The organism is Kocuria nitroreducens (genome assembly GCF_042879195.1).
GTDB classification, from domain to species: domain Bacteria; phylum Actinomycetota; class Actinomycetes; order Actinomycetales; family Micrococcaceae; genus Kocuria; species Kocuria nitroreducens.
Genome location: NZ_JBHZTC010000005.1, coordinates 1 through 21,993, shown reverse-complemented (window position 1 = coordinate 21,993; position 21,993 = coordinate 1). Strand labels below are relative to the sequence as shown.

General features: G+C 73.2%; 20 protein-coding genes and 1 pseudogene. 12 read left to right on the top strand and 9 right to left on the bottom strand.

Annotation, left to right across the window (positions count from 1 at the left end; all coding sequences use genetic code 11):
* Positions 1–26 precede the first annotated feature (26 nt).
* Both ACFYE1_RS04265 and ACFYE1_RS04260 read left to right on the top strand, forming a co-directional pair.
* Complete coding sequence (locus ACFYE1_RS04265; RefSeq protein ID WP_387740295.1) at positions 27–1,202, top strand: MFS transporter; 1,176 nt, start codon at positions 27–29, stop codon at positions 1,200–1,202.
* 188 nt (positions 1,203–1,390) lie between these two features.
* Positions 1,391–1,636 carry an acyl carrier protein gene (locus ACFYE1_RS04260; RefSeq protein WP_387740293.1) on the top strand — a complete coding sequence of 82 codons (246 nt, stop codon included), beginning with the start codon at positions 1,391–1,393 and terminating at the stop codon, positions 1,634–1,636.
* A 123-nt stretch (positions 1,637–1,759) separates the two neighbouring features.
* On the opposite strand, the gene ACFYE1_RS04255 is transcribed toward ACFYE1_RS04260, so the two are convergent.
* The 3 genes from ACFYE1_RS04255 to ACFYE1_RS04245 all read right to left on the bottom strand — a co-directional run bounded on the left by ACFYE1_RS04255 (position 1,760) and on the right by ACFYE1_RS04245 (position 4,586).
* Positions 1,760–3,181: a class II fumarate hydratase gene (locus tag ACFYE1_RS04255; RefSeq protein ID WP_387740292.1), complete on the bottom strand. Its 1,422-nt coding sequence runs from the start codon at positions 3,179–3,181 to the stop codon at positions 1,760–1,762.
* Positions 3,182–3,258: 77 nt separating this feature from the next.
* A complete protein-coding gene (locus ACFYE1_RS04250; RefSeq protein WP_387740291.1) occupies positions 3,259–3,909 on the bottom strand; it encodes a carbonic anhydrase in 651 nt (216 codons plus the stop codon).
* The gene (locus ACFYE1_RS04245) at positions 3,906–4,586 is read right to left on the bottom strand and encodes a DUF4245 domain-containing protein (protein WP_387740290.1); all 681 of its coding nucleotides are present in this window, start codon (positions 4,584–4,586) and stop codon (positions 3,906–3,908) included. The genes ACFYE1_RS04250 and ACFYE1_RS04245 overlap by 4 nt, the downstream gene beginning before the upstream one ends.
* A 282-nt stretch (positions 4,587–4,868) precedes the next feature.
* Here ACFYE1_RS04245 and glpX point away from each other — a divergent pair, with 282 nt between their 5' ends.
* Both glpX and ACFYE1_RS04235 read left to right on the top strand, forming a co-directional pair.
* Positions 4,869–5,816: a class II fructose-bisphosphatase gene (gene glpX / locus ACFYE1_RS04240; RefSeq protein ID WP_387740649.1), complete on the top strand. Its 948-nt coding sequence runs from the start codon at positions 4,869–4,871 to the stop codon at positions 5,814–5,816.
* A 201-nt stretch (positions 5,817–6,017) separates the two neighbouring features.
* Positions 6,018–7,193 (top strand): hypothetical protein, encoded by a 1,176-nt coding sequence (locus ACFYE1_RS04235; RefSeq protein WP_387740288.1) that lies wholly within the window; start codon positions 6,018–6,020, stop codon positions 7,191–7,193.
* Positions 7,194–7,302: 109 nt separating this feature from the next.
* Here the strand turns inward: ACFYE1_RS04235 and ACFYE1_RS04230 are convergent, their stop codons facing one another.
* The 4 genes from ACFYE1_RS04230 to ACFYE1_RS04215 all read right to left on the bottom strand — a co-directional run bounded on the left by ACFYE1_RS04230 (position 7,303) and on the right by ACFYE1_RS04215 (position 11,841).
* Positions 7,303–8,322: a lipid II:glycine glycyltransferase FemX gene (locus tag ACFYE1_RS04230; RefSeq protein WP_387740286.1), complete on the bottom strand. Its 1,020-nt coding sequence runs from the start codon at positions 8,320–8,322 to the stop codon at positions 7,303–7,305.
* Between the two features lie 55 nt (positions 8,323–8,377).
* On the bottom strand, positions 8,378–9,994 hold the full coding sequence (locus ACFYE1_RS04225; protein WP_387740284.1) for an LCP family protein: 1,617 nt from the start codon (positions 9,992–9,994) through the stop codon (positions 8,378–8,380).
* 61 nt (positions 9,995–10,055) lie between these two features.
* Complete coding sequence (gene purE / locus ACFYE1_RS04220) at positions 10,056–10,541, bottom strand: 5-(carboxyamino)imidazole ribonucleotide mutase (RefSeq protein ID WP_387740647.1); 486 nt, start codon at positions 10,539–10,541, stop codon at positions 10,056–10,058.
* 136 nt (positions 10,542–10,677) lie between these two features.
* Positions 10,678–11,841, bottom strand: coding sequence for a 5-(carboxyamino)imidazole ribonucleotide synthase (locus ACFYE1_RS04215; RefSeq protein ID WP_387740282.1), 1,164 nt, complete (start codon positions 11,839–11,841; stop codon positions 10,678–10,680).
* A 261-nt stretch (positions 11,842–12,102) separates the two neighbouring features.
* On the opposite strand from ACFYE1_RS04215, the gene ACFYE1_RS04210 reads away from it, so the two are divergent.
* On the top strand, positions 12,103–12,699 hold the full coding sequence (locus ACFYE1_RS04210) for a GtrA family protein (protein WP_387740280.1): 597 nt from the start codon (positions 12,103–12,105) through the stop codon (positions 12,697–12,699).
* 10 nt (positions 12,700–12,709) lie between these two features.
* Here the strand turns inward: ACFYE1_RS04210 and ACFYE1_RS04205 are convergent, their stop codons facing one another.
* On the bottom strand, positions 12,710–13,489 hold the full coding sequence (locus ACFYE1_RS04205) for a TIGR03089 family protein (RefSeq protein ID WP_387740278.1): 780 nt from the start codon (positions 13,487–13,489) through the stop codon (positions 12,710–12,712).
* A 313-nt stretch (positions 13,490–13,802) separates the two neighbouring features.
* Here ACFYE1_RS04205 and ACFYE1_RS04200 point away from each other — a divergent pair, with 313 nt between their 5' ends.
* The 5 genes from ACFYE1_RS04200 to ACFYE1_RS04180 all read left to right on the top strand — a co-directional run bounded on the left by ACFYE1_RS04200 (position 13,803) and on the right by ACFYE1_RS04180 (position 18,248).
* Entirely contained in the window at positions 13,803–14,330 is a 528-nt protein-coding gene (locus ACFYE1_RS04200; protein WP_387740276.1) for a WhiB family transcriptional regulator, read from the top strand.
* A 14-nt stretch (positions 14,331–14,344) separates the two neighbouring features.
* A complete protein-coding gene (locus tag ACFYE1_RS04195) occupies positions 14,345–14,995 on the top strand; it encodes a DUF3499 family protein (protein WP_387740274.1) in 651 nt (216 codons plus the stop codon).
* Positions 14,996–15,111: 116 nt separating this feature from the next.
* Positions 15,112–15,429: a hypothetical protein gene (locus ACFYE1_RS04190; protein WP_387740272.1), complete on the top strand. Its 318-nt coding sequence runs from the start codon at positions 15,112–15,114 to the stop codon at positions 15,427–15,429.
* Positions 15,430–15,520: 91 nt separating this feature from the next.
* Positions 15,521–16,870, top strand: coding sequence for a L,D-transpeptidase (locus tag ACFYE1_RS04185; protein ID WP_387740270.1), 1,350 nt, complete (start codon positions 15,521–15,523; stop codon positions 16,868–16,870).
* Positions 16,871–17,192: 322 nt separating this feature from the next.
* The gene (locus ACFYE1_RS04180; RefSeq protein WP_387740267.1) at positions 17,193–18,248 is read left to right on the top strand and encodes a TIGR01906 family membrane protein; all 1,056 of its coding nucleotides are present in this window, start codon (positions 17,193–17,195) and stop codon (positions 18,246–18,248) included.
* A gap of 15 nt (positions 18,249–18,263) precedes the next feature.
* On the opposite strand, the gene ACFYE1_RS04175 is transcribed toward ACFYE1_RS04180, so the two are convergent.
* Positions 18,264–19,850: a dolichyl-phosphate-mannose--protein mannosyltransferase gene (locus tag ACFYE1_RS04175; protein WP_387740265.1), complete on the bottom strand. Its 1,587-nt coding sequence runs from the start codon at positions 19,848–19,850 to the stop codon at positions 18,264–18,266.
* A gap of 415 nt (positions 19,851–20,265) precedes the next feature.
* Between ACFYE1_RS04175 and ACFYE1_RS04170 the strand changes: the two genes are divergently transcribed.
* Positions 20,266–21,615, top strand: a complete 1,350-nt coding sequence (locus tag ACFYE1_RS04170) for an IS30 family transposase (RefSeq protein WP_449274634.1) — start codon at positions 20,266–20,268, stop codon at positions 21,613–21,615.
* 4 nt (positions 21,616–21,619) lie between these two features.
* Positions 21,620–21,913, top strand: a pseudogene (locus tag ACFYE1_RS04165) (IS3 family transposase); the annotation flags it as partial.
* Positions 21,914–21,993: the final 80 nt, after the last annotated feature.

Genomic DNA, 21,993 nt, shown 5'->3' with positions numbered 1-21,993 from the left:
CGATCGTTATGCTTACGGAGGCTGTCATGACGGGAACCACCGCGGACCCTCGGGCCGCAACCGGTCTCGGTGCTGCGGCGGCAGGGATGCTGCTGATCGCTGCCACCTACGGCATGGCGCGGTTCGGCGTGGGTCTCTTCGCTCCGGCCCTGAGCGCCCAGCGCCCCGACCTCGCGGGGGTCCTCGGCTGGGCGGGGGCCGCGCAGTTCACCGCGTACTCGCTGGCCGCCGTGGCGGCCGCCCGGTGGGTCGACCGGCGCCCCCGTGCCGGGCTGCTGCTCGCCGGGGCCACCGCGACCCTGGGGTGCCTGGGGGTGGCGGTCGCGTCGACCCCGGCGGTGTTCGTGGCCGCGGTGTTCATCGGCGGCCTGGGCGGGGGCTTCGCCTCTCCTGCCCTGGTGCCGGTCGTCGACGCGGTCGTTGCTCCGCACGCCTCGGCGACGGCGCAGTCCGTGGTGAACGCCGGAACGGCCGTGGGCGTGATCGGGGCGGGGACGGTGGCCTCGACGGCCGCAGCGGTGGGTCCGGCCTGGGTGTTCATGGCGCTGGTGTGCGCGGTGGCCACGGTGGCGGCGTGGTACCCGGTCCGGGCGCGCACCGATCTGGCCGTGGCCCATCGCCCCACCGCGGGCCCGCCCTCCGCCCCGGCCCGGCGCCCGTGGCGGCTCCTCGTCCTCCCCGGTGCGGCGGCGGTGGTCGCCGGTGCCGGGTCGGCCCTGACCTGGACGTTCGGGCCGCTGCTGATCACCGGTTCCGGGGCCGTGGCCCCGGCGCGGGCCGGGTGGCTGTGGATCGCCCTCGGTCTGGGGGGAGTGCTCGGCACCCTCACCGGCACGCTGGTCCGGCGCACGGGGGCGCGCGGGGCGTGGTGCTGGTGTGCCGGTGCCCTGGCCGTGGCCGCCGCCGGAGTGGCGGTGTCCGTGGCGGCCGGCAGCGCGTGGCCAGCCTACGGGAGCATGGCCCTCTTCGGCGCCGGCTACATGGGTCTGTCCGGGGTGCTGATCCTGTGGGCGCGTCAGGTCTGGCCCGGCGGCGCCGGGGCGGGCACGTCCGTGCTCTTCGTCGCCCTGGCCACCGGGCAGGCGCTGGGCTCGGTCGGCTTCGGACTGGCCCAGGACGTCGCGGGCCCGGCGGTCCTGGCGGTGCTCGCGGCCGGACTCTGCGTCCTGGGCGGTCTCACGGCCCGGATCCGGAAGGGGTGACGAGTCCGGCGCCACCCCGCGGGCACGGCCGCGGTGACCCGCGGGCATCGCGGCCTCCGCTTCGCGGCCGAGGCCCGTCCGGCGGCACCGCCCCCAGAAACACAGCGTGCTTACTTGTGACTGGCGACACCCGCTCCTAGACTCGGAGTCGTCCATCCGACGAGCACGAACGAGCAAGGAGGAACGACATGGCGACAGGTGAGACCGGTTTCGACGACGTCACCTACGACCTGGTGTCCGTGCAGTACCACGCGCTCAAAGCAGGTCACGACTACGGCCAGTACGTGCGGGACGCCCGCAACGCCGGCCGCGACGACATCGCCGACTTCTTCGAGAAGGTGATGTCCGAGGACTCCGCGCGCGCGCAGCAGTGCCACGAGTTCATCAAGGAGCTCTCCAAGTCCGACGAGTCCGGGCCGGCCGTCACCTCCTGACCGGCGCGGGCCGCCGGCCCGGGTCGGGAGGCGCGAGCCGCCGCCGCACGACGCGAGGGGTCGCGTCCGCACCGGAACTTCCTTCCGGGCGGGCGCGACCCCTCCTCGTGGGCGAGCGACGGGTCAGGAGTTGGGGCCCGTCATGGTGGTGACGTCCAGCGCCCGGTCCAGCTGCTCCTCGGTGAGCCGGCCGTCCTCCACGTAGCCCAGGGCGATCGTCGCCTCGCGCACCGTCATCTTGTTCGCCACGGCGTGCTTGGCGATCTTCGCGGCGGCCTCGTAGCCGATGGCCTTGTTCAGCGGGGTCACGATGGACGGGGACGCCTCGGCGAGGAAGCGGCAGCGCTCCACGTTCGCCTCGAGCCCGTCGATCATCTTCTCGGCCATCACACGCGAGGAGTTCGCGAGCAGCCGGACGGACTCCAGCAGGGCCGAGGCCATGACCGGGATGCCCACGTTGAGCTCGAACGCGCCGTTGGTGGAGGACAGCGAGACCGTGGTGTCGTTGCCGATCACCTGCGCGCAGACCTGGATGGTGGACTCGCAGATCACCGGGTTCACCTTGCCCGGCATGATCGAGGAGCCGGGCTGGAGGTCGGGGATGAGGATCTCGCCGAGGCCGGTGTTGGGGCCGGAGCCCATCCAGCGCAGGTCGTTGTTGATCTTCATGTAGCTGTAGGCGATGTTGCGCAGCTGGCCGGAGGCCTCGACGAGGCCGTCCCGGTTGGCCTGGGCCTCGAAGTGGTTGCGGGCCTCGGTGATCGGCAGCCCGGTCTCCTCCGCGAGCAGCTCGATGACGCGGGCGGAGAAGCCGGCGGGGGTGTTGATGCCGGTGCCCACGGCGGTGCCGCCCAGCGGGACCTCGGCCACGCGGGGCAGGGAGGACCGGACCCGCTCGATGCCGTAGCGGACCTGCGCGGCGTAGCCGCCGAACTCCTGGCCGAGGGTCACCGGGGTGGCGTCCATGAGGTGCGTGCGCCCGGACTTCACGACGTCCTGGAACTCCGCGGCCTTCTTCTCGAGGGACTCGGCCAGCTGGGTCATGGCCGGGACCAGATCGTTGACCAGCGCGCCCGTGACGGCGACGTGCACGGAGGTCGGGAAGACGTCGTTGGAGGACTGGGAGGCGTTGACGTGGTCGTTGGGGTGGACCTCGACGTCCCTGCCCTCCAGCGCCTGGTTGGCGAGGGTCGCCAGCACCTCGTTGGTGTTCATGTTGGAGGACGTCCCGGAACCGGTCTGGAAGACGTCGATCGGGAAGTGCTCGTCGTACTGCCCCGTGGTGACCTTGTCCGCGGCGTCCGCGATGGCCTGGGCGCGCTCGTCGTCGAGCACCCCCAGCTCCGCGTTCGCCCTGGCGGCGGCCTTCTTGATCTGTGCCAGCGCGACGATGTGCTGGGGCTCGAGTGGCTTGCCCGAGATGGGGAAGTTCTCGACCGCCCGCTGGGTCTGAGCACGGTACAGGGCGCTCGCGGGAACGCGGACCTCGCCCATGGTGTCGTGCTCGATGCGGTACTCGGTGGTCTCTGCCGTGGTGTTTGCCATGGCGCCAGTCTAGGACAGCCCCCGGTGACGCCCGGCACGGCGTCCCGCGCTCACGGCCGCCGGCCCGGGCGCCCGGTTCAGCGGCCCGGCAGCCAGGTGCCGTGCCCGTGGACGAGCTCCGCCTCGCCGTCCTCGAGGTGGTAGAAGACGCCGACCACGGCGACGTCGCCGTTGGAGACCGCGTCCGCGATCACCCGGGACTGCTCCATGAGGCGCGAGGCCGTCTGCTTGGTGTGCTCCACGACCGCCGAGTTGACGTCCTCGTGGCCGCGGCGCTGGGTCTCGAGCACGGACGGCATGATCCGCTCGATGAGGTCCCGCTGGAAGCCGCGGGGCATCCGCCCGGACCCGGCGACGTCGTGCGCGGCGGACACGGCACCGCACGAGTCGTGGCCGAGCACCATGATCAGGGGCGTGCCGAGGTTGGCGACGGAGTACTCGATCGAGCCGAGCACGGCGTCGTCGATGACCTGACCGGCGGTGCGCACCACGAACGCGTCGCCCAGGCCGAGGTCGAAGATGATCTCGGCGGCCAGCCGCGAGTCCGAGCAGCCGAAGATCACGGCGAACGGGTGCTGCCCGCCCGCCACGGACTGCCGCCGGGAGGCGTCCTGGTTGGGGTGCATGGACTCGCCCGCCACGAAGCGGGCGTTGCCCTCGCGCAACCGCTGCCACGCGGCGGTCGGGGTGCGGGGCGAGGTGTCTTCGGGGCGGCTGTCCGGGGTCATGGGGTCTCCGTGGTTCGCGGGGCAGGGGCGTCGGTGAGGTACTCGGCGACGGCGGTGGCCAGCCGGTCCAGCTCGGCGCCGGGCGCGTCGCCCTTGAGCACCACGGTGGAGCCGTTGATCTCTCCGGTGTACACGGTCAGGGGGTCCTGGTTCCGGGACTCCTCCCGGATGTGGACGTCCCACGGCACGTCCCCGGCCTCGACCACCGTGGAGGCGGGAACGGCCTCGGTCTGCTGGGCCAGCCACGTGGGATTGGCCATGGACGTCTGGACCAGGCCGATGAAGCTCCCCTGCGGGGTGGCCCAGCCGATCTCCCAGAAGGGCACCCCCTCCGCGGCACCGCCGTTCCACCGGGCGTAGTTGGCGGTCCAGTCCTCGCCCGGCTCGGGCACGACCGGGGTGAAGGGCGCCTCGTCCGCGACGTAGGCCGCCTCCTGGGCGACGTCGACGTCGGGACGGTACGGCTGGGCGTCCGGGCGGGGCTGGAGCCACACGAACGGCAGGACCAGCAGAAGGAGGACGGCCATGGAGATGATCATGCCCTGCACGGGAGCGTTGAGCCGCCGGGCCTGCTTCTCCGTGATCTGCGGGAGTGGCTGCCCGGGGGCGTCGGGGCCGGAGGCGGTGCCGGGGTCCGCGGGGTGCTCAGCGGGACGGTCGGGGGTGGAGGAGCTCACCCGTCCATTGTGCCCTGTCCGCCGTCCCCTGTCCGTAGCGCCCGCTCCCTCCGCCCCGGCCGGGTGCGGGTCGGGGCGGACCCGCCCGGCCGCAATGTGGCGCAGGTCGCGGTCGGCGGGGGAGCGGGCGATATGCTGGGCGGGACGTGGACTGCGCCCGCGGCCGAGCCCGGCCCGGGGGTCCCGCAGAACGTGAACTCGAAGGTGAGGAACAACGTGGCCGAAGAATCCCCCGGAACGATCCAGGCGCGCTCCAACAACGTGGCCGACCGGAACCTGGCGATGGAGCTGGTGCGGACGACCGAGGCAGCGGCGATCGCCGGCGGCCAGTGGGTCGGCGCCGGTGACAAGCTCGCCGCCGACGGCGCCGCGGTCGACGCCATGCGGGCCCTGCTCTCCACCGTGCACTTCAACGGCACCGTGGTCATCGGCGAGGGCGAGAAGGACGAGGCCCCGATGCTGTTCAACGGCGAGCAGGTGGGTGACGGCTCCGGGCCGGCCTCCGACGTCGCGGTGGACCCCATCGACGGCACCCGCCTCACCGCGCTGGGCATGAACAACGCCCTGGCCGTCATCGCGGTGGCCGACGGCGGGTCGATGTTCGACCCCTCCGCCGTGTTCTACATGGACAAGCTCGTGGTGGGCCCGGAGGCCGCGGACTTCGTGGACCTGCGCCTGCCCGTCAAACAGAACCTGCACCTCGTGGCCAGGGCCAAGGGCATCAACATCAACCAGCTCACCGTGTGTGTGCTGGACCGCCCGCGCCACCAGAAGCTCGTCGACGAGATCCGCGGGACCGGCGCCCGCACCCGGATGATCCTCGACGGGGACGTGGCCGGAGCGATCGCGGCGTGCCGCGAGGGCACCGGCGTGGACGTCATGATGGGCATCGGCGGCACCCCGGAGGGCATCGTCACCGCGTGCGCCGTCAAGGCCACCGGCGGGATCATCCAGGGCCGGCTGGCACCCACCGACGACGACGAGAAGCAGAAGGCGCTCGACGCCGGCCTGGACCTCGAGGCAGTGATGAGCACCGACGACCTCGTCACCTCGGACAACTGCTTCTTCTCCGCGACGGGCATCACCGACGGCGACCTGCTGCGCGGCGTGCGCTACCGCGGTCCCCAGATCACCACGCAGTCCATCGTGATGCGCTCCCGCTCCGGGACCGTGCGGATGGTCGAGGCGGAGCACCTCGCCTCCAAGTGGGAGAAGTACGCCCGCCGCTGATCCCGCACGCCCGCGGCCCTCGCAGCCGCGGCACAGGACCCCCGCCCCGTCCACCGGTGCGGGGGTCCTGCTGTGCCCGGGCCGGCCGTGTCCGGCGCCTCCCGGGACCCCTCCCGGCTCTAGACTGGAGGCCGAACTGCGGGCGCCGACCGCGGTCCCCCAGCCGGGGCGGAGCGCCCGGGTGACGAGGAGGATCCCCACGTGAGCACCACGGTCAGCCCCTGTCCCAACCGCAAGACCTGGGACGCCACCGTCCGGGTGACCGGCGGGCACCCGCAGCAGCTGTGGGGCATCGGCGAGGCGCAGGTCTCCGCCGAGGGCCCGGGCCTGCGGGTCGACCGGGTCATGGTCCACGACGCCGAGCAGCGCACCGTGGGCTACGCGCAGCTCTACCTGCGGCCCGAGGCCGAGCGCGTGGTCGCCGGGACCGTGCACTGCCACGTCCACCGGCCCGAGGACCTGCCTGTGGTCGCCGCCGCGCTCGCGGACTGGGCGCGGGAGGAGCACTCGGCCGTCCTGCTGCGCTTCCAGGCCGACACGCTGCGCGTCCCCGGCGCCGCGGAGGCCATGGAGGCCGCCGGATTCGCCCGCCCCGCCGCGGGCGCCGGGCCGGACGAGCCGCAGCGGCTGGAGGTGGTGCTGGGGGAGACCGAGCGGGACCTCTCACGGATGCTCTCGGAGGCCACCCTGGACCGGTGCCGCACGGCCCTGCGCACCCCGGGCGTGACGGTGCGCGAGGTCACGGCGGGCAGCCGGGTCCTCGCGAACATCGGGCTGCGGACCCACCTCATCACCCAGCTGCTGGAGGACCTGGGCGAGGACTCGCTGCTGCTCGTGGCCACCGAGGCCGCCGAGGACGGCCGCGAGACGGCCCTGGGCTACCTGTGGTTCGTGCACACGCGCGGCCTGGCGATGATCTACCGGCTCGGCTTCACCCGCCGGGGACGGAACCTGGGAGTGGACGACGCCCTGCTGCTGACCGGGATCGTGGAGCTGCAGAAGCGACGCGTGCAGCGCCTCGACGGCGGCGACCCGGACGAGACGGAGGTGCCGCTGGTGGTCCGTGAGCTGGCCGCGGCGCAGCGGCCGGTGCTGGGCCTGTGGGAGAAGTCCCTGGGGCGGGGCCCGGCCGGGGAGTTCTCGGAGGACGTCGCCGACGCCGCGGCCGAGGCCTCGGGGACGGCGGTCGCCGCGGAGCTGGGCCTGGGCGAGCCGGCCCCGGCGTGGTCGCCCGACCGCGGGGAGCCGGACGACGTGCCCGAGGACGACGACGGCCCCGGGCGTCCGGCGAGGGGGCGTGCCCGGCGGGCCAGGGACCTCACCCGCCGCGTGATCGGGGAGAGCATCTCCGCTTTCCGGGACGCGGCGGGACGCTGAGACCGGGCCGCGGCCGGTCCCTGTCGGCCCGGTCCCGGCCCGTGCGCCTTCGGTCCGTGCCGTTCGGTCCCGGCCTCCCGGGCTCGGGCCCGCCGGCCGGGAGGAGCGCTCAGGCCTCCCGGCGGCGCAGCCCCGCGACGGTCTGCCGGAGCCGGTCGGGCAGGCCCGGGAGGCTCTTGCGGGCCGAGACGGCGGCCTCCCGGGCGGCGCGCACTCCGGTGTACGCGGCGTACTTCCCACGGCTCAGCGGCAGGTCCCAGGTCCCGGGGTAGGACTCCGGGCGGCCGCCGAAGGACTTCTTGAACTTCGTGAAGCCGTGCCACGCGTGGTCCGGGCCGGCGTCCTCGGGCGCGGTGCCGAAGAGGTCGAACCGGCTCAGGCCCTTCTGCTTGGCGTCGAGGACCATCCGCACGACCAGCGGGATCCCGGCCGAGAGCCTGCGGTGCTCGAAGTCCATCGCGGCGTGGGCGTAGGTGCGGGTGTCGTCGGAGTCGTAGACGAGGGAGGCGCCGATGGGCTCCCCGTCCAGCCGGGCCACGTAGAGGGCCGCCGCGCCCGCGGGCATGAGGCTGCGGGCGGCCTCGCGCAGGTAGGCGTCCTGCTGGCGGGCGAAGTCCTTGCGCTCGGCCGTGGCCTTGAGGAAGCCCAGCAGCACGTCGACGTCCGCGGGGTCGGACGAGGTCGTGAAGGTCACGCCCTTCTTGGCGATGTTGCGGTGCAGGTTGCGGTTGGTGGACCTCATGTCCCGGAGGATCGCGTCCTCGTCCTGGGTGAGGTCGATGACCTGGGTGTGCCCGGGCTGCACCTGACGGGGCGCAGGGCGCAGTCCGCGGCGGCGCAGCGACGCCTCGGGCGTCTCGAGCCCGTCGGTCACCGCGGCGTCGACGGGCTCCACGCGCACGAACCAGCACCGCTCGGCCCGGGCCGTGCGGGCGAGGTCGTCGAGCGCGGCCTCGAAGGCCTGCGGCGTCCGCGCCTCGGGACCGTACGGGCAGTAGAGGTATCGACCGGTCCGGCCGCCCTCGAGGATCGCGAGGTAGCGCCATCCGTCCCCGGAGGCCTGGAACACCGTGTGCCCCAGGTTCCGCTGGAATCCGGCCCATGCGTTCGACTGCAGTATGTTCGCCACGCCCCCACTGTACCGGGGCGTCCGGGCGCCGCCGGCGACCCGGGGCCCGGTCCGGTCAGGGCACCGAGCAGGTGCCGTTGGGGGTGAGTTCCTGCGCCCTCACGAGGGGCTTCGCCGCTGCGAGCGGGGCGGTCATCGCGACCCCGGAGCCCACCGGCGTGCCGCCCGGCAGGGCCCCCGCGTCCCGCGCGCCGCGGTCCGTGGCCTCCTCGAGCACCCGGTCGAGGTCCTCGTGGAGCAGGTCGAAGTCCGGGTAGGTGGGGAAGGACGGGTCGTAGTACGGCGGGCCGGCGGCGTACTGCACCAGCTCGTGCTCCTTCGCCTTCAGCGCCACGTCCACGAACGAGCCGATCTGGCTCTGCGGGATGTCCGTCTCGACGACCTGCGTGCCCGAGTCCGCGAGGTCCTCGAACCGGGTCAGCACGTTGATGGGGTTGAGCTGCTCGAGCATTGCGGCCTGCACGCAGCGCTGGCGCGCCTGGCGGTCGTAGTCCGTGGCCCCCTCGCGGGACCGGGCATACCAGAGGGCGTGGTAGCCGTCCAGGTGCTGGACGCCCGGCTCGATGTACCCGAAGATCTCGTTCGGCAGGCCCGTCGTCAGGTCGGTGCCGCCGCCGATCGGCACGCGTCCGCCGACGTCGATGGTGATCCCGCCGAGGGCGTCCACGAGCTGCTCGAACCCGTTCATCTCGACGACGGCGTAGGCCTGGACCTCGATGCCGAGGATCCCCGACGCGGCGTCCTTCATGGCCTCGGCGCCGGGGTCCGCGGCGTCGGGGTAGAGCCCGGCGTGGTTGTTCGTGACGTCGGTGTAGAGGGAGTTGAGGATGCACTCGTCGCCGCAGTCGTAGCCCTCGGGGTAGACGTCCGCCAGCGGCGAGTCCTCGGGGAACGGCGCATTCTGCAGGTTGCGGGGCAGGGAGACGGTCACGGTCCGCCCGGAGTCGGCGTCCACGCTGAGCACTGTCATCGAGTCGGGGCGGCGGCCCGAGCGGTCCTCACCGGAGTCGGTGCCCATGAGCAGGATGTTGTAGCGCCCCTCCGAGGGCCGGAAGGGCAGACCGCCCCCGAACACGTCCGAGACCGCGCCGCGCGTCACGGACAGCAGGTAGGCGGAGTAGGCCAGCCCGCCCGAGGTGACGATCATGAGCGCCACGGTGGCCGCGGCCACCGCCCGCCGGGTCCGCTGCACGAGCAGACCGGGCCGGATGAGCCGGAACGTGTCGAAGAAGAGGAATGCCCACCCGAGGGCCAGGGCCAGCAGCCCGGCGATGACCAGCAGGGAGGTGAACGAGTTCGTCAGGAACCAGATCAGGGGGGTCCGCCACAGCACCAGGCAGACGAGCGCCAGGGCGGCCGCGGCCCAGACGACCACGTCGGCCTTGAGGGCGGTGCGCCCCGTGGCTCGCCGGCCCGCGACGAGCTGCGCGCTGCCGGGGACCACGAGCGTGGACAGCAGCAGCGTCCAGGCACGCCGGGCACGGGTGGCGTCCCCGGCGTGCTGGGGGTGGCGCAGCGGGTCCGTGAGCCGGGGCGGGCTCGCCGCGTCGTCGTCGACGCCCCGCACGGCCGTCACGGCGTCGGGCGGGAGGTCCCGGGAGCGGAAGTCCGCGGCGGACGGGTCGTGTGGCGGGCGGGGGTCGTGCTCAGCGCGGGGGGTGTGGCCGTTCACGGGCAGCTCCGGCGGGGAAGGTCGGGTGGGGGGAAGGGCAGGAGGGGAGCGGGCGACCGGGTCAGCCGTCGAGGCGGGTGCGCAGGGCGGCGCCCTTGTCGTGGGCGGTCTGCCGGAGCTCGGCGGCGAAGCCCAGGAGCTGCCCGCGCAGGGCCTGGGCCTGCGGGTCCACGCCGGCGGCGAGGATCCGGGCGGCCAGCAGCCCGGCGTTGCGGGCCCCGCCGATGGACACGGTGGCCACCGGCACGCCGGCGGGCATCTGCACGATCGACAGCAGCGAGTCCATGCCGTCGAGGGTCTTCAGGGGGACGGGGACGCCGATCACGGGCAGGGGCGTCACCGAGGCGAGCATCCCCGGCAGGTGGGCGGCACCACCGGCCCCGGCGATGATCACCCGCAGCCCGCGGTCGTGGGCCCGCTGACCGTACTCGATCATCTCGGTGGGCATCCGGTGGGCGGAGACGACGTCGGCCTCGTACGGGATGCCGAACTCCTCGAGCGCGGTGGCGGCGGCCTCCATCACGGGCCAGTCGGAGTCCGAGCCCATCACGACGCCCACGACGGGCTGCTGCTTCTCGTTCACTGGTGCTCCTGGGCTGCTCGGCGGGTGGGGGCCGCCATCGCGGTCCGGTCTGGGACTACGCTAACCGTCCCGGCTGGACGGGCCGTGGGAGGCACGCGGGTCAGGACTGCCCGTCGCGCAGCACGGCCGCCACGCGCGAGGCCCGCCGGCGCAGCTCCGGGATCTCGTCCGCGGCGCCCGTGAGATTGACGTGGCCGATCTTGCGCCCGGGCCGCACGGCCTTGCCGTAGTTGTGGATCTTGGCACGGGGCTCGGCGCCCATCGCCGCCCGGTAGGCGCCGAAGAGGTCCTGGTTCGCCCCGCCCAGGTAGTTCTTCATCACCGCGGACCCGCCGATCAGCCCGGTGTCCCCGAGCGGGAGGTCCAGCACGGCGCGGAGGTGCTGCTCGAACTGGCTCGTCACGGACCCGTCCATGGTCCAGTGCCCGGAGTTGTGCGGGCGCATGGCCAGCTCGTTGACCAGGAAGCCGGGGCCGCGGCCCGGGGTCTCGAAGAGCTCCACGGCCATCACCCCGGTCACGCCGAGTTCCGTGGCCAGCGTCCGAGCGGCGTCCGCGGCCGCGGCCCCGACCTCGGGCAGCAGCTGCGGGGCGGGCGCGAGCACCTCGTCGCAGACGCCGTCCACCTGGATCGACTCCACCACCGGCCACGCCCGCACCTCGCCGGAGGGGGTGCGGGCCACGAGTGCGGAGAGCTCCCGGGAGAACCCGACCTTCTCCTCGGCCAGCAGGGGGCCGTCCGTGCGGGCGAACCACTGCGCCGGTTCGGTGCCGCGGGCCGCCTGGGCGGTGCCGAGCACCATGACGCCCTTGCCGTCGTAGCCGCCGCGCGGCGTCTTGAGCACCACGGGCCAGCCCGTGCGCTCGCCGAAGGCGATCAGCTCCTCGACGTCGGCGACCGCCTCCCACTGCGGGTTCGGCAGCCCCAGGCGCTCCACGGCGGCGCGCATCCGCAGCTTGTCCTGAGCGTGCACCAGCGCGTCCGGGCCCGGGCGGACGTCCACGCCCTCGGCGAGCAGGGTCTGCAGGTGCTCGGTGGGCACGTGCTCGTGGTCGAACGTCAGGACGTCGACGCCCTGGGCGAACCGGCGCAGCACGTCGAGGTCGGTGTAGTCGCCCACGGGGGCGGTGGGCACGGCGGCGACCGCCGAGACGTCGGGGCCCTCGGCGAGCACGCGCAGCTCGATCCCGAGGGCAGTGGCGGAGGGCGCCATCATGCGGGCGAGCTGCCCGCCTCCGACGACGCCGACGACAGGGGCGGTCACAGAAGAATTCACCCGACCAGGATATCCCGGTCCGTGGAGCCCTCCCTGCGGGTCACCAACGCACCATCTCCCCGTCCCCACGGGTCCCTCCCGTCCCGGCACCTGCCCAGGAACCGCCAGGGGCTTGTGCTGTAACTTTCTAGTGCCGCGGAGAAGGGGCGGGGTAGCATTTGCCGAGGTCCGCCGCGGGTGCTCTCCTGCGTGTCGACCGCCGCGCCGGCCGGCGCCCACCGCCTCACCACCTGGGAGACCTGAAGCCGCGTGAACCGTCTCGTCGACCGTTTCGATGCCCTGTGGCACCTGTTCGTCAAGGAACTCATGAAGTTCGGCGTTGTCGGCGCCCTCGCGTTCGTGATCAACGCGTCACTCACCTGGATTCTGATGCACACGGTGTTCGAGGACGGCCACCTCAAGGCCAAGTTCGTGGCGACGACCGTGGCCATCGTCTTCGCGTGGGTCGCCAACAGGCTGTGGACCTTCCGGGACAAGCGCCAGTCGAACAAGCGCCGAGAGCTGTTCCAGTTCCTCGTGGCCAACGGCATCGGCATGGCCATCGAGCTCGGCTGCCTCGGTTTCAGTTACTACGTGCTCGGACTCACCAGTGCCTACGCGTCCTTCGTATCGGGCACGATCATCGGGACCATCCTCGGCACGATCTTCCGGTACTTCGCCTACCGCTTCTGGGTGTTCACCCAAGAGCTCGACGATGACCCCGACTTCGCGGACACAGCGGCGCTCGAAATCGCCCTGATCACGGACCCACCGCTGGCGGCGGGCGCTGAGCACGCGCTCCAGGAGCACGCGGTGCGCCCCGGCCCGGACGCCCACGAGACCACGGAGCCGGTGGAAGGGCGCTGAACCGCCCCGCTCAGAAGGAGGCGGCGTTCTCGGCCGCCAGCACGGTCCGCCAGGGGTCGTCCGCCGGGCGGTCGGTGACGACCGCGGCCCGGCCCCCGGCCAGCACGGCCAGCACCCGCAGCAGGAGCACCTCGTCCATCCGCCGCCCCGGCACGTGCACCGCCGACGCCGCGCCCCACGCGCGCTCCCGCCCGGAGGCGAGCTCGCCCGCGGCCGGCATCAGCCGGTCGTGGGGGAGGAATCCCTCGGTGCCCGCGGCCCGGAGCGCGGCACCGTCCGGCGCCGGCTCCTCGGCGCCGTCGTAGACGTCCGCGTGGGAGCGGACCTCGGCGCAGTAGTCGAGGACTTCCCCGACGGGCAGCTCGCCGCGGTAGCCGAGCGAGAGCGCCGGCCGGTCCAGGACCACCGCCCGCGCGCCGGCAGGCACCCGGTCCAGCAACGGCGGCGTCGCCCCGTGCGCGTCGACGAGCCCCACCACGGCCCGGTCCCCGGACTCCGCCGCGCCCTCGAGCGGATCGACCGCCCGAACCGCGGCGCCCATGGTCCAGGTGCCCAGGACGACGGCGAGACTGCGCCAGTGCACCTCGTCGCCGACGGCCACGACGTCGCCCGACTCGAGGTCCAGCTCGTTCACCCACAGGTTCGCGGTCTTGGCCACCCAGTTGTCGAGAACCCGCCCGGAGAGCTCCACGCGCTCGCCGTCCTGGCCGTACCAGATCAGGCCGGGACGGCTGCTGCTCCGCAGTTTGTCCACCAAGCGGGGGACGGAGCGGGGGATCGGGATGTCCATGGTTCCTCCTCGGGGCTGCCGCGCCCGCGGCGGCGGCGTGGCATATGCGTAGCACCGCATTCTTCGCGCTCTGCGGCGTCCTGTCGAAAATCGGCTCGTGACGTGGAAAAACGTCTACTCCCAAAGACATTCTTCCCGGATATCGTGGCATGGGCGGCCTCCCAGGACGGGTTGACGCCGTGCTAGTTACACACGTGTAATTGGGAAGTCCGGCAGACGATCAGCAAGGATACGTTCTCCGGGATGCAAAGGGTCGGCACCCCCCCCCGTACTGTGCCGGGCCCGAGCGATCAAGTCGGATGGAAGGAAAGTCATGGGAGAGGCCGCACGACAGCAGGTCGTGGAATCCAGCCCCCTCGATGCCCGTCGACGGAGCATGCGATCGGTGCCCGACGACTGGTTCGTGGACCCCGTCGACCCGCGCGCCGCCGAACGGCACGTCCGCCGGGCCGCCGGGAGCATGGAGGACCAGGCCACCGCCTACCTGCGGGCCCACGAAGCCGTCCAGAACCTCTCCGGCGCCGGAGCGGCATCCGCCCTCGACCTGCTGGAGGCGCCCGCCGTCGAGGACTCCGACTGGAGCGCCGTGGCCGGGCTGTACGCGGTGGACGAGGGCGAGGGCGAGCTCGCGTGGCAGACCGACGCGCTGTGCGCCCAGACCGATCCGGAGGCCTTTTTCCCCGAGAAGGGCGGGTCCACGCGGGACGCCAAGCGCGTGTGCGAGGCCTGCCCCGTGCAGGCCGAGTGCCTGGACTACGCGATGAGCAAGGACGAGAAGTTCGGCATCTGGGGCGGGCTCTCCGAGCGTGAGCGCCGCCGCCTGCGCCGCCTCGCCCGCTGAGGTAGCTTCGGGCCATGAGCTCCATCGCCGGCGCCACCCGCCTCTGCTCCCGCCAGACCTGCACGCGCGACGCGGTCATGACCCTCACCTACGTGTACTCGGACTCGACCGCGGTGGTCGGCCCGCTCGCCGGGCACGCCGAGCCCCACGCCTACGACCTGTGCGCCGTGCACGCCGACCGGCTCACGGTGCCCCGCGGCTGGCGCGTCGTCCGGCTGGAGCTGCCGGAGGCGCGGGCCCGGCGCGAGGACATCGGAGCCGTGGCGGAGGCGGTCCGGGAGAACGAGCCCTCGGCACCCGTCCGCGACCGCCCGCGGACGGTGCTGCGCGACGTCTCCCTGCCGCGACCGTCCTCACCGGGGCCTTCCCTCCCGCGCCCGTTGCGGCCCGAGAGCCTTCGCGCGAGTTCCGGGTCCGGCCGGCGGACGGGTGCCGAGAGTGCCGCACAGAGCGGCCCGGCGGCGGCGCCGACGCCCGCCCCGGAGGACCTCCGGACGCCCGCCGCCGAGGTCTCCCGGAAGCCCGCCGCGGTGAGCGCCCCGCGGCCGACCCCGGAGCCGGGCCCCGAGGTGCCGTGGCACGACGTCGCGATGCCCGGATCCCTGCGCCGGGCGCACCTGCGCCGACCCGCCGCGCGCGGGCACTCCGCCCAGCCCGGGGCCTGACCCGCGCGTCCCCGGCCGGTTCCGGACCACGCCAGTGCTCCGCCCCTAGGATGGGCCGCAGACCGCACCTGTCCGGTGCGGAAGGCTCTTCCCCCCGGAGCACCAGGAGTCCCCCCATGACTGTCCCTGCAACGACGCAGCCGACGCACGCGTTCCACACCGCGCCCCGCCGCGAGAACAGGCCCGCACGGCGCCACGAGGCACCGGCCGCCCGCCGCCCGGCCCCCTGGGCGCTGCCGGCGGCCGAGCCGGAACCCCCGGTGGCAGTGACTCTGGAGCCGGGGCTCCTCGCGATCCTGCGGTGCCCCCTGACGGGCGGCACGCTGATCCGCGTGGACGCCGACCGGCTGATGAGCGATCGGCCGTTCCGGGACGGCGTGCACCCGGTCTACCCGATCACCCGCGGCATTCCCTGCCTGACCCCCGGACGCTGAGGCTCCGGGCACGCCGCCGGGGGACACGAAGGCGTTAACATTCGTGACCGGAGGGCAGCGGGTGGGGCCGAGTGCGGCCCGGGGACCTATCGTGGAAGCAGTTCTCCAGCGTTCCCCCGCCCCCCTGACGCCCGAGGTGCCCTTCCCCATGCCCCTGTCCTCCCACCCGGATCCCCTTCCCCCTGGCCTCCGAGGGCTGCCGGCCCCCTCGCGCCTGCTCGCGCTGGGTGCCGTGACGGTGCTGCTCGCCACCGGCTGCGCGCAGGCCACCGGGGCCCCCGCGGCAGTGCCGACCGCCACCGCATCGGCCGCCACCGCCCGGATCGCCACCACCCCGGTCACGCCGGCCCCGAGCCGGGCGGTCACGGCCGCGCCGGCCGAGGTCACGGTGGCCCCCGCGGACGCCGCCGTCGAGCACAACCCCGTGGAGCCGGTCGTGGTGCGGGCCGACGGGGGCGAGCTGACCGACGTCGTGCTGGTTCCCGCCCCGGGCGGCGAACCGGTGCCCGGAGAGCTCTCCGCCGACGGGAGCACCTGGACCAGCACAGCGGTCCTTGCCTTTGACACCCCGTACGTTGTGCACTGGAGCGCCGCGTCCGGGGCCGGGCCGACCACGGGCACCAGCGCCTTCACGACCGTCGTCGCGGCTCACGAGGTCGACGCGCGCCTCAACGTCGTCGAGGGCGGGGTCTACGGCACCGGGCAGGTCCTGGAGTTCACGTTCTCCGAGCCCGTCGCGAACAAGGAGCAGGTCGAGGAGGCCGTGACCGTGGACGGCGGCGGGGACCGGGCGGGCGCCTTCCGCTGGTACTCGGACACGACGGTCCGCTACCGCCCGGCCGAGAAGTGGGCGCCGCGCTCGGAGATCACGGTCTCCCTCGACCTGCACGGTCTCGACGTGGGCCACGGCATGGTGGGCAACCACGACCTGCGCCGGAGCTTCTCGACCGGTGCCGAGCACTACGCCCGGGTGGACAACAAGACCAAGACGCTGACCGCCTGGGTGGACGGCGAGATCGCGGCGACGTTCCCCGTGACCCTGGGCAATCCCGACTGGCCCTCGACCACCGGGCAGAAGGTCATCATGGAGCAGGCCCCGGAGTACCTGTTCCGGGCCGGCTCCCTGGACCTGCGGCCGGGGGACCCGCACTGGTACGACACGTTCTGGGCCTCCAACGTGTCCCGGCTGACCGCCAGCGGGGAGTTCGTGCACCAGGCGCTGCCCTCCGCGATGCCCGTCCTGGGGGTCGAGAACGTCTCCCACGGGTGCGTGGGCATGCCGCCCGAGGGCGCGAAGTTCATCCACGACGTGTTCCGCCCCGGGGACGTCGTGGAGGTCGTGGGCACCGGCTACCCCCAGGCCGACCCCGACGACGGGTACGGCGACTGGAACATCCCGCTCGAGCACTACGCGGACGAGGAGTGGAAGGGCGACTGGTGAGCCCCGGCGCTGAGGGCCCGTCGTCGCGCCCCCGCCGCTGGACCCCTGTCGCGGCGCCCCCGCCGCCGAGCGCTCGTCGCTGGACCCCCGCGGCCGAGCTACCGTCGGGCAGCGTCCGCCGCTGGGCCCCTGGCGGCGGAGTCCGGGGCAGGAGACCGGAGCACGAGGCCGGTGGGGGAGGACGCGTGAGAGTGCGCCGGCGGGGATACCGGCGGGTGGGCCGGTGGGGAGAGGGCGCACCCGCGGTGGGTAGGATCGGGACCGGCCGGAGCGGACCCGCCCGCCCCGGACCCCTCGACCCCCTCCGACCGAAGGACCGCCCGTGGCCACCCCCAGCAACGACAAGGCCCCCTGGCAGCAGGCCGACCCGCCCGCGGACGACCAGCAGCGCGAGGAGCCCGTGTGGACGGGCCTGCTCCCCGCCGTCGTCCCCGCGCAGAGCGTGCACGACCCCGAGAACGACGACCAGCACGACCAGCACGACGACGAACGCCCCGGCGAGCCCTGGGAGCTCAGCGGCGCCGGGCAGCGCCGTGCGCCCGGTCGCACGGGCCGGGGCTCCCGCGCCGTCGGGGCCGACGAGGCCGCGGGGGACGACGACCCGGACGCTGAGGCGCGCCGCCGGGCCGCGCTGCGCCGGGACGCGCTGGCGGACGAGCCGCGGCTGCCTCGGCTGCAGCAGGTCTTCCTGGTGCTCGTGCTCCCGCTCGCGCTGCTGGCCGCGGCCGTGCGCGTGGTGGCCACGCCCCTTTTCCTGTGGGCGGAGTACCACCGCCCGAGCTTCCCGGCGGACTCCTACGGCTTCTCCACCGAGGAGCGGATGGTCTTCGGCTCCTACGGACTGGACTACGTCATGAACTGGGCCCCGTCCGGGTTCCTCGCCGGGCTGCAGGGCACGGACGGCGCCCAGCTGTTCCTGAGCTCCGAGGTGGCGCACATGACCGACGTGAAGGTCGTGCTGCAGAGCGCGCTCGCCGTGGTCGCAGTCCTGGCACTGCTCGGCATCGTCGCGTGCCTGTACCTGCGGGCGAAGGCCCCGGGCGCCGCCTCCGGCGCCCTGTTCTTCGGCTCGTGGCTGACCGTGGCGCTGCTGGTCGCGCTGGCGGTCGCCGCGGTGCTCGGCTGGCAGCAGTTCTTCACGCTGTTCCACTCCCTCTTCTTCGTGGACGGGTCCTGGACCTTCCGGGCCTCGGACACTCTCATCCGGCTGTACCCCACCCAGTTCTGGATGGACGCCGCGATCGCGGTGGCCGGCCTCGCCCTCCTGGGGGCGCTCGCGGTCATGGCCGCCACCTGGCCCACCGCCTTCCGCCGGCACCGGGCCCTGGACCGGGTGCGCCGGCGGCAGGAGCTCAAGCGGCGGCTGGCCGGCCGCTGAGCGGGCGTTGCGGGCTCAGATCCAGGCCGCGAACCACATCCGATCCCGCCACTGGGCGTACTCGACGGTCTCCGCGTACCAGACGGGCACGAAGTGCGCGCTCAGCAGGAGCACCGCGGCCGTGAACACGCCGACCACCGCGAGACCCGCGCGGCGGCGCCGCACGGTGTCCCCGGGCCGGCCCAGGACCAGGCCGAGCATGCCGGCGAGCATGAGCACCAGGGCCGGCTGCACGGCCAGCGCGTAGAAGTAGTACATGGTGCGCTCGGGGTACAGGAACCAGGGCAGGTACCCGGCCGCGAACACGCCGGTCAGCGCTCCGAACCGCCAGTCCCGCCGCACGGCCCACAGCCACGCCGCCACGAGCACGGCGGCGATCGCCGTCCACCACAGGAGCGGGTTGCCGATGTTGAGGATCGCCTGCGAGCAGTGCTCCACCGCGCACCCGGCCGTGCCCTGCTCGGGGACCTCGTAGAAGTAGGAGGTGGGCCGGCCCAGGGTCAGCCACAGCCACGGCATCGCCTCGTAGGAGTGCTCGGTGCCCAGGCCGCTGTGGAAGCCGTAGGCCGAGGAGTGGTAGGCCCACAGCGAGCGCAGGGACGCGGGCAGCCACTGGGGGCCCTCGCCCGGGTGCAGCTGCGCCCAGGTGCGGTCGTAGGCGTCCGACGAGGCGAACCAGCCCGCCCAGGTGGACACGTAGACCACCAGGCCCGTCCCGACGACCGCGAAGAACGCGGGCACGCCGTCCTTGAGCACCCCGGCGAGCAGCCAGTGCCGCACGCCGGCCACCCGGCGGGCGTTGAGGTCCCACAGCACCGAGAGCAGGCCCAGCCCGGCCACCAGGAAGAGGGCGCTCCACTTCACGCCGACCGCGAGCCCGCAGGCCGCGCCTGCCGCGATCCGCCACCAGCGCACGCCCAGCCACGGCCCCCACCCCAGGCGGCGCAGCAGCTCCGCGTCGGGGACGTCGCGGCCCGGGGGCACGTCGAGCCGGGTGACCAGGCGGCGGCGCCCGTGCTCCCGGTCCAGCAGGAGCAGGACGAACGCGAGCAGGACGAAGAACATGAGGAAGACGTCCAGCATCGCCAGCCGGGACTGCACCAGGTGCAGGCCGTCCACCGCGGTGAACAGCCCCGCCAGCGTGGCCACCGTGACCGAGCGGAAGAGTAGCCACCCGGCGGCGCACACCAGCGCGATGGACAGCGTCCCGATCAGCGCCGCGGAGAAGCGCCACCCCAGGGGGTCCCCGGCGCCGAACAGCCACATGCCGAACGCGATGAGCCACTTCCCGGCCGGCGGGTGCACCACGTAGGAGGGGGTGCTCAGGGCCTCCGGCGGGGTGCCCGCCACGAACAGCTCGTCCGCGCCCTCCTGCCACTGCCGCTCGTAGCCGTGCAGCAGCAGCGAGTAGGAGTCCTTCACGTAGTAGGTCTCGTCGAAGACGATCGCGTCCGGGTGGGAGAGCCGGTGGAAGCGCAGCAACCCGCCGAGCAGGACCACCAGCAGCGGCGCCAGCCACGCGAGCCGGGCCACCCCCGCGGGGGCCGGCAGCAGCCGCTCCTGCAGGGCGGTGGGGGCCAGGGACCGGCGCAGGGTGCTCACCGGCGCCGCCGGCCGAGGCCCCGGGACCAGGACTGGGGCGCGCACCGAAGAACTCACGGTGTCATCGTAGGGGACGCGTCCCAGCGCCCGCGGACCCGCGGGGGCCCCGCGGAGCGCGCCGTAGAGTGGACCCGTGCACACGGAACCCCACGACGACGCTCCTGCCGAGGCCCCCACCGGCGCTCCCGCCGATCCCGCCGGCGGCGCCGCCGATGCCGGGCAGGTGGTCCTGGCGGGCACCCCGATCGGCAACCGCCGGGGAGCACTCGGACCTCGGCATTCAGGGCGGATTCAATCGGTGGTCGCAACACCTCGATCACGGAGGTTTGCGATGGGGCTCGGAAGGAAACAGCTGCCGAAGGCGCCGGCGGGTGCGCGGCGGCAATGGGCAGCGGATCGAGCGTTGCGGCCGCCGATGCGTTCCCCGGGCCGGCCTGAGCCCTCGCGGGCTCTGCAGCGGGAGTTCTGGTGGCTCATCGCGTCGGGGGTGACGACGGCCGAGGCCGCGGAGTCCATTGGTGTGTCCTGGCCGGTCGGGGCCCGCTGGTTCCGTCACGCTGGCGGCATGCCGCCGATCAGCCTGGACGAGCCCTCGGGTCGATACGTGTCGTTCGCCGAGAGGGAGGAGATTGCCCTGCTGCGTGCCCAGGAACTCGGCGTGCGCGAGATCGCCCGCCGGATCGGGCGCGACCCCGGGACCGTCTCTCGCGAGCTGCGCCGCAACGCGGCGACCAGAAGCGGCAGGCAGGCCTACCGAGCCCTGGTAACGCAGTGGAAAGCGCAGCAGGCCGCGAAGCGCCCGAAGACCGCGAAGCTCGTGAACAACGACAAGTGGCGTCAGTACGTGCACGAACGGTTGGACGGGAGCGTCCGCCGACCCGATGGCACGATCGTCACCGGCCCCGAGACGCCGGCGTGGAAAGGACTGAACGAGCTGCACCGGCAGGACAGAAGATGGTCAACGACGTGGAGTCCGGAACAGATCTCCCACCGGCTCCGGGTTGATTTCCCCGATGATGAGGCCATGCGCATCAGCCACGAGGCGATCTATCAGTCGCTGTTCATCGAGGGGCGTGGCGCGCTCAAGCGAGAGCTGGTCACGTGTCTGCGCACCGGCCGGGCGCTGCGGACACCACGAGCCCGATCACGCAACAAACCGCAGGGGCATGTCACCGCCGATGTCGTCCTCAGCCAACGCCCCGCCAAAGCCGAGGATCGCGCCGTCCCAGGTCACTGGGAAGGGGACCTGATCATCGGAACCGGCCGGTCCGCGATCGGCACGCTCGTTGAGCGCAGCAGCCGCTCCACCCTCCTGGTCCATCTGCCTCGACTCGAGGGCTGGGGTGAGAAACCACCAGTGAAGAACGGTCCGTCGCTGGGCGGCTACGGCGCCGTCGCGATGAACGCCGCGTTGGCCGCCTCGATCACCCGACTGCCGGAGCAGCTGCGTCGGACGCTCACCTGGGACCGTGGGAAGGAACTGTCGGGACATGCGCAGCTCACCCTCGACACCGGGACCAAGGTGTTCTTCGCCGCCCCCCACTCGCCATGGCAGCGACCGACGAACGAGAACACGAATGGCCTGCTGCGTCAGTACTTCCCGAAGGGCACCGATCTATCCAGGTGGTCCGCCGAGGACCTCGAAGCCGTCGCCCTCGCGATCAACAACCGCCCCCGCAAGATCCTCCACTGGCGGACCCCGGCCGAGGCTTTCGAGGAGCAGCTACGCTCACTACAACAACCCGGTGTTGCGTCGACCGGTTGAACTCGCCCAATTTCGGTCGCGGAAGTTCGTCCACGCCTTGAACCGGCACGGCTTGGTCGGTTCGATGGGCCGGGTCGGTGCGGCTGGCGACAACGCCGCGATGGAGAGCTTCTTCGCCCTGCTGCAGAAGAACGTCCTCGATCGGCGGTCCTGGGCGACCCGGGAAGAACTGCGAATCGCCATCGTCACCTGGACCGAGCGGACCTACCACCGGCGCCGCCGGCAAGCCCGTCTCGGGCGGTTGACCCCCATCGAGTACGAGACCATGATGAAGCCCGCCGTCACTCTCGCGGCATGAAACCCCACCTGACCTGACCTACAGTTTGGTTTCCAGTTGTCGTCGCTAGCCGAAGGCCTTCATGGAAGGCTCGTCGCTAT

What these genes read in the sequence shown, in the direction of transcription:
- ACFYE1_RS04265 (WP_387740295.1), top strand. Translation starts at nt 27, where the DNA reads ATGACGGGAACCACCGCGGACCCTCGGGCCGCAACCGGTCTCGGTGCT.
- ACFYE1_RS04260 (WP_387740293.1), top strand. Translation starts at nt 1,391, where the DNA reads ATGGCGACAGGTGAGACCGGTTTCGACGACGTCACCTACGACCTGGTG.
- ACFYE1_RS04255 (WP_387740292.1), bottom strand. Translation starts at nt 3,181, where the DNA reads ATGGCAAACACCACGGCAGAGACCACCGAGTACCGCATCGAGCACGAC.
- ACFYE1_RS04250 (WP_387740291.1), bottom strand. Translation starts at nt 3,909, where the DNA reads ATGACCCCGGACAGCCGCCCCGAAGACACCTCGCCCCGCACCCCGACC.
- glpX (WP_387740649.1), top strand. Translation starts at nt 4,869, where the DNA reads ATGGAGCTGGTGCGGACGACCGAGGCAGCGGCGATCGCCGGCGGCCAG.
- purE (WP_387740647.1), bottom strand. Translation starts at nt 10,541, where the DNA reads ATGGGCTCGGACTCCGACTGGCCCGTGATGGAGGCCGCCGCCACCGCG.
- ACFYE1_RS04205 (WP_387740278.1), bottom strand. Translation starts at nt 13,489, where the DNA reads ATGGACATCCCGATCCCCCGCTCCGTCCCCCGCTTGGTGGACAAACTG.
- ACFYE1_RS04200 (WP_387740276.1), top strand. Translation starts at nt 13,803, where the DNA reads ATGGGAGAGGCCGCACGACAGCAGGTCGTGGAATCCAGCCCCCTCGAT.
- ACFYE1_RS04195 (WP_387740274.1), top strand. Translation starts at nt 14,345, where the DNA reads ATGAGCTCCATCGCCGGCGCCACCCGCCTCTGCTCCCGCCAGACCTGC.
- ACFYE1_RS04190 (WP_387740272.1), top strand. Translation starts at nt 15,112, where the DNA reads ATGACTGTCCCTGCAACGACGCAGCCGACGCACGCGTTCCACACCGCG.
- ACFYE1_RS04170 (WP_449274634.1), top strand. Translation starts at nt 20,266, where the DNA reads ATGCGTTCCCCGGGCCGGCCTGAGCCCTCGCGGGCTCTGCAGCGGGAG.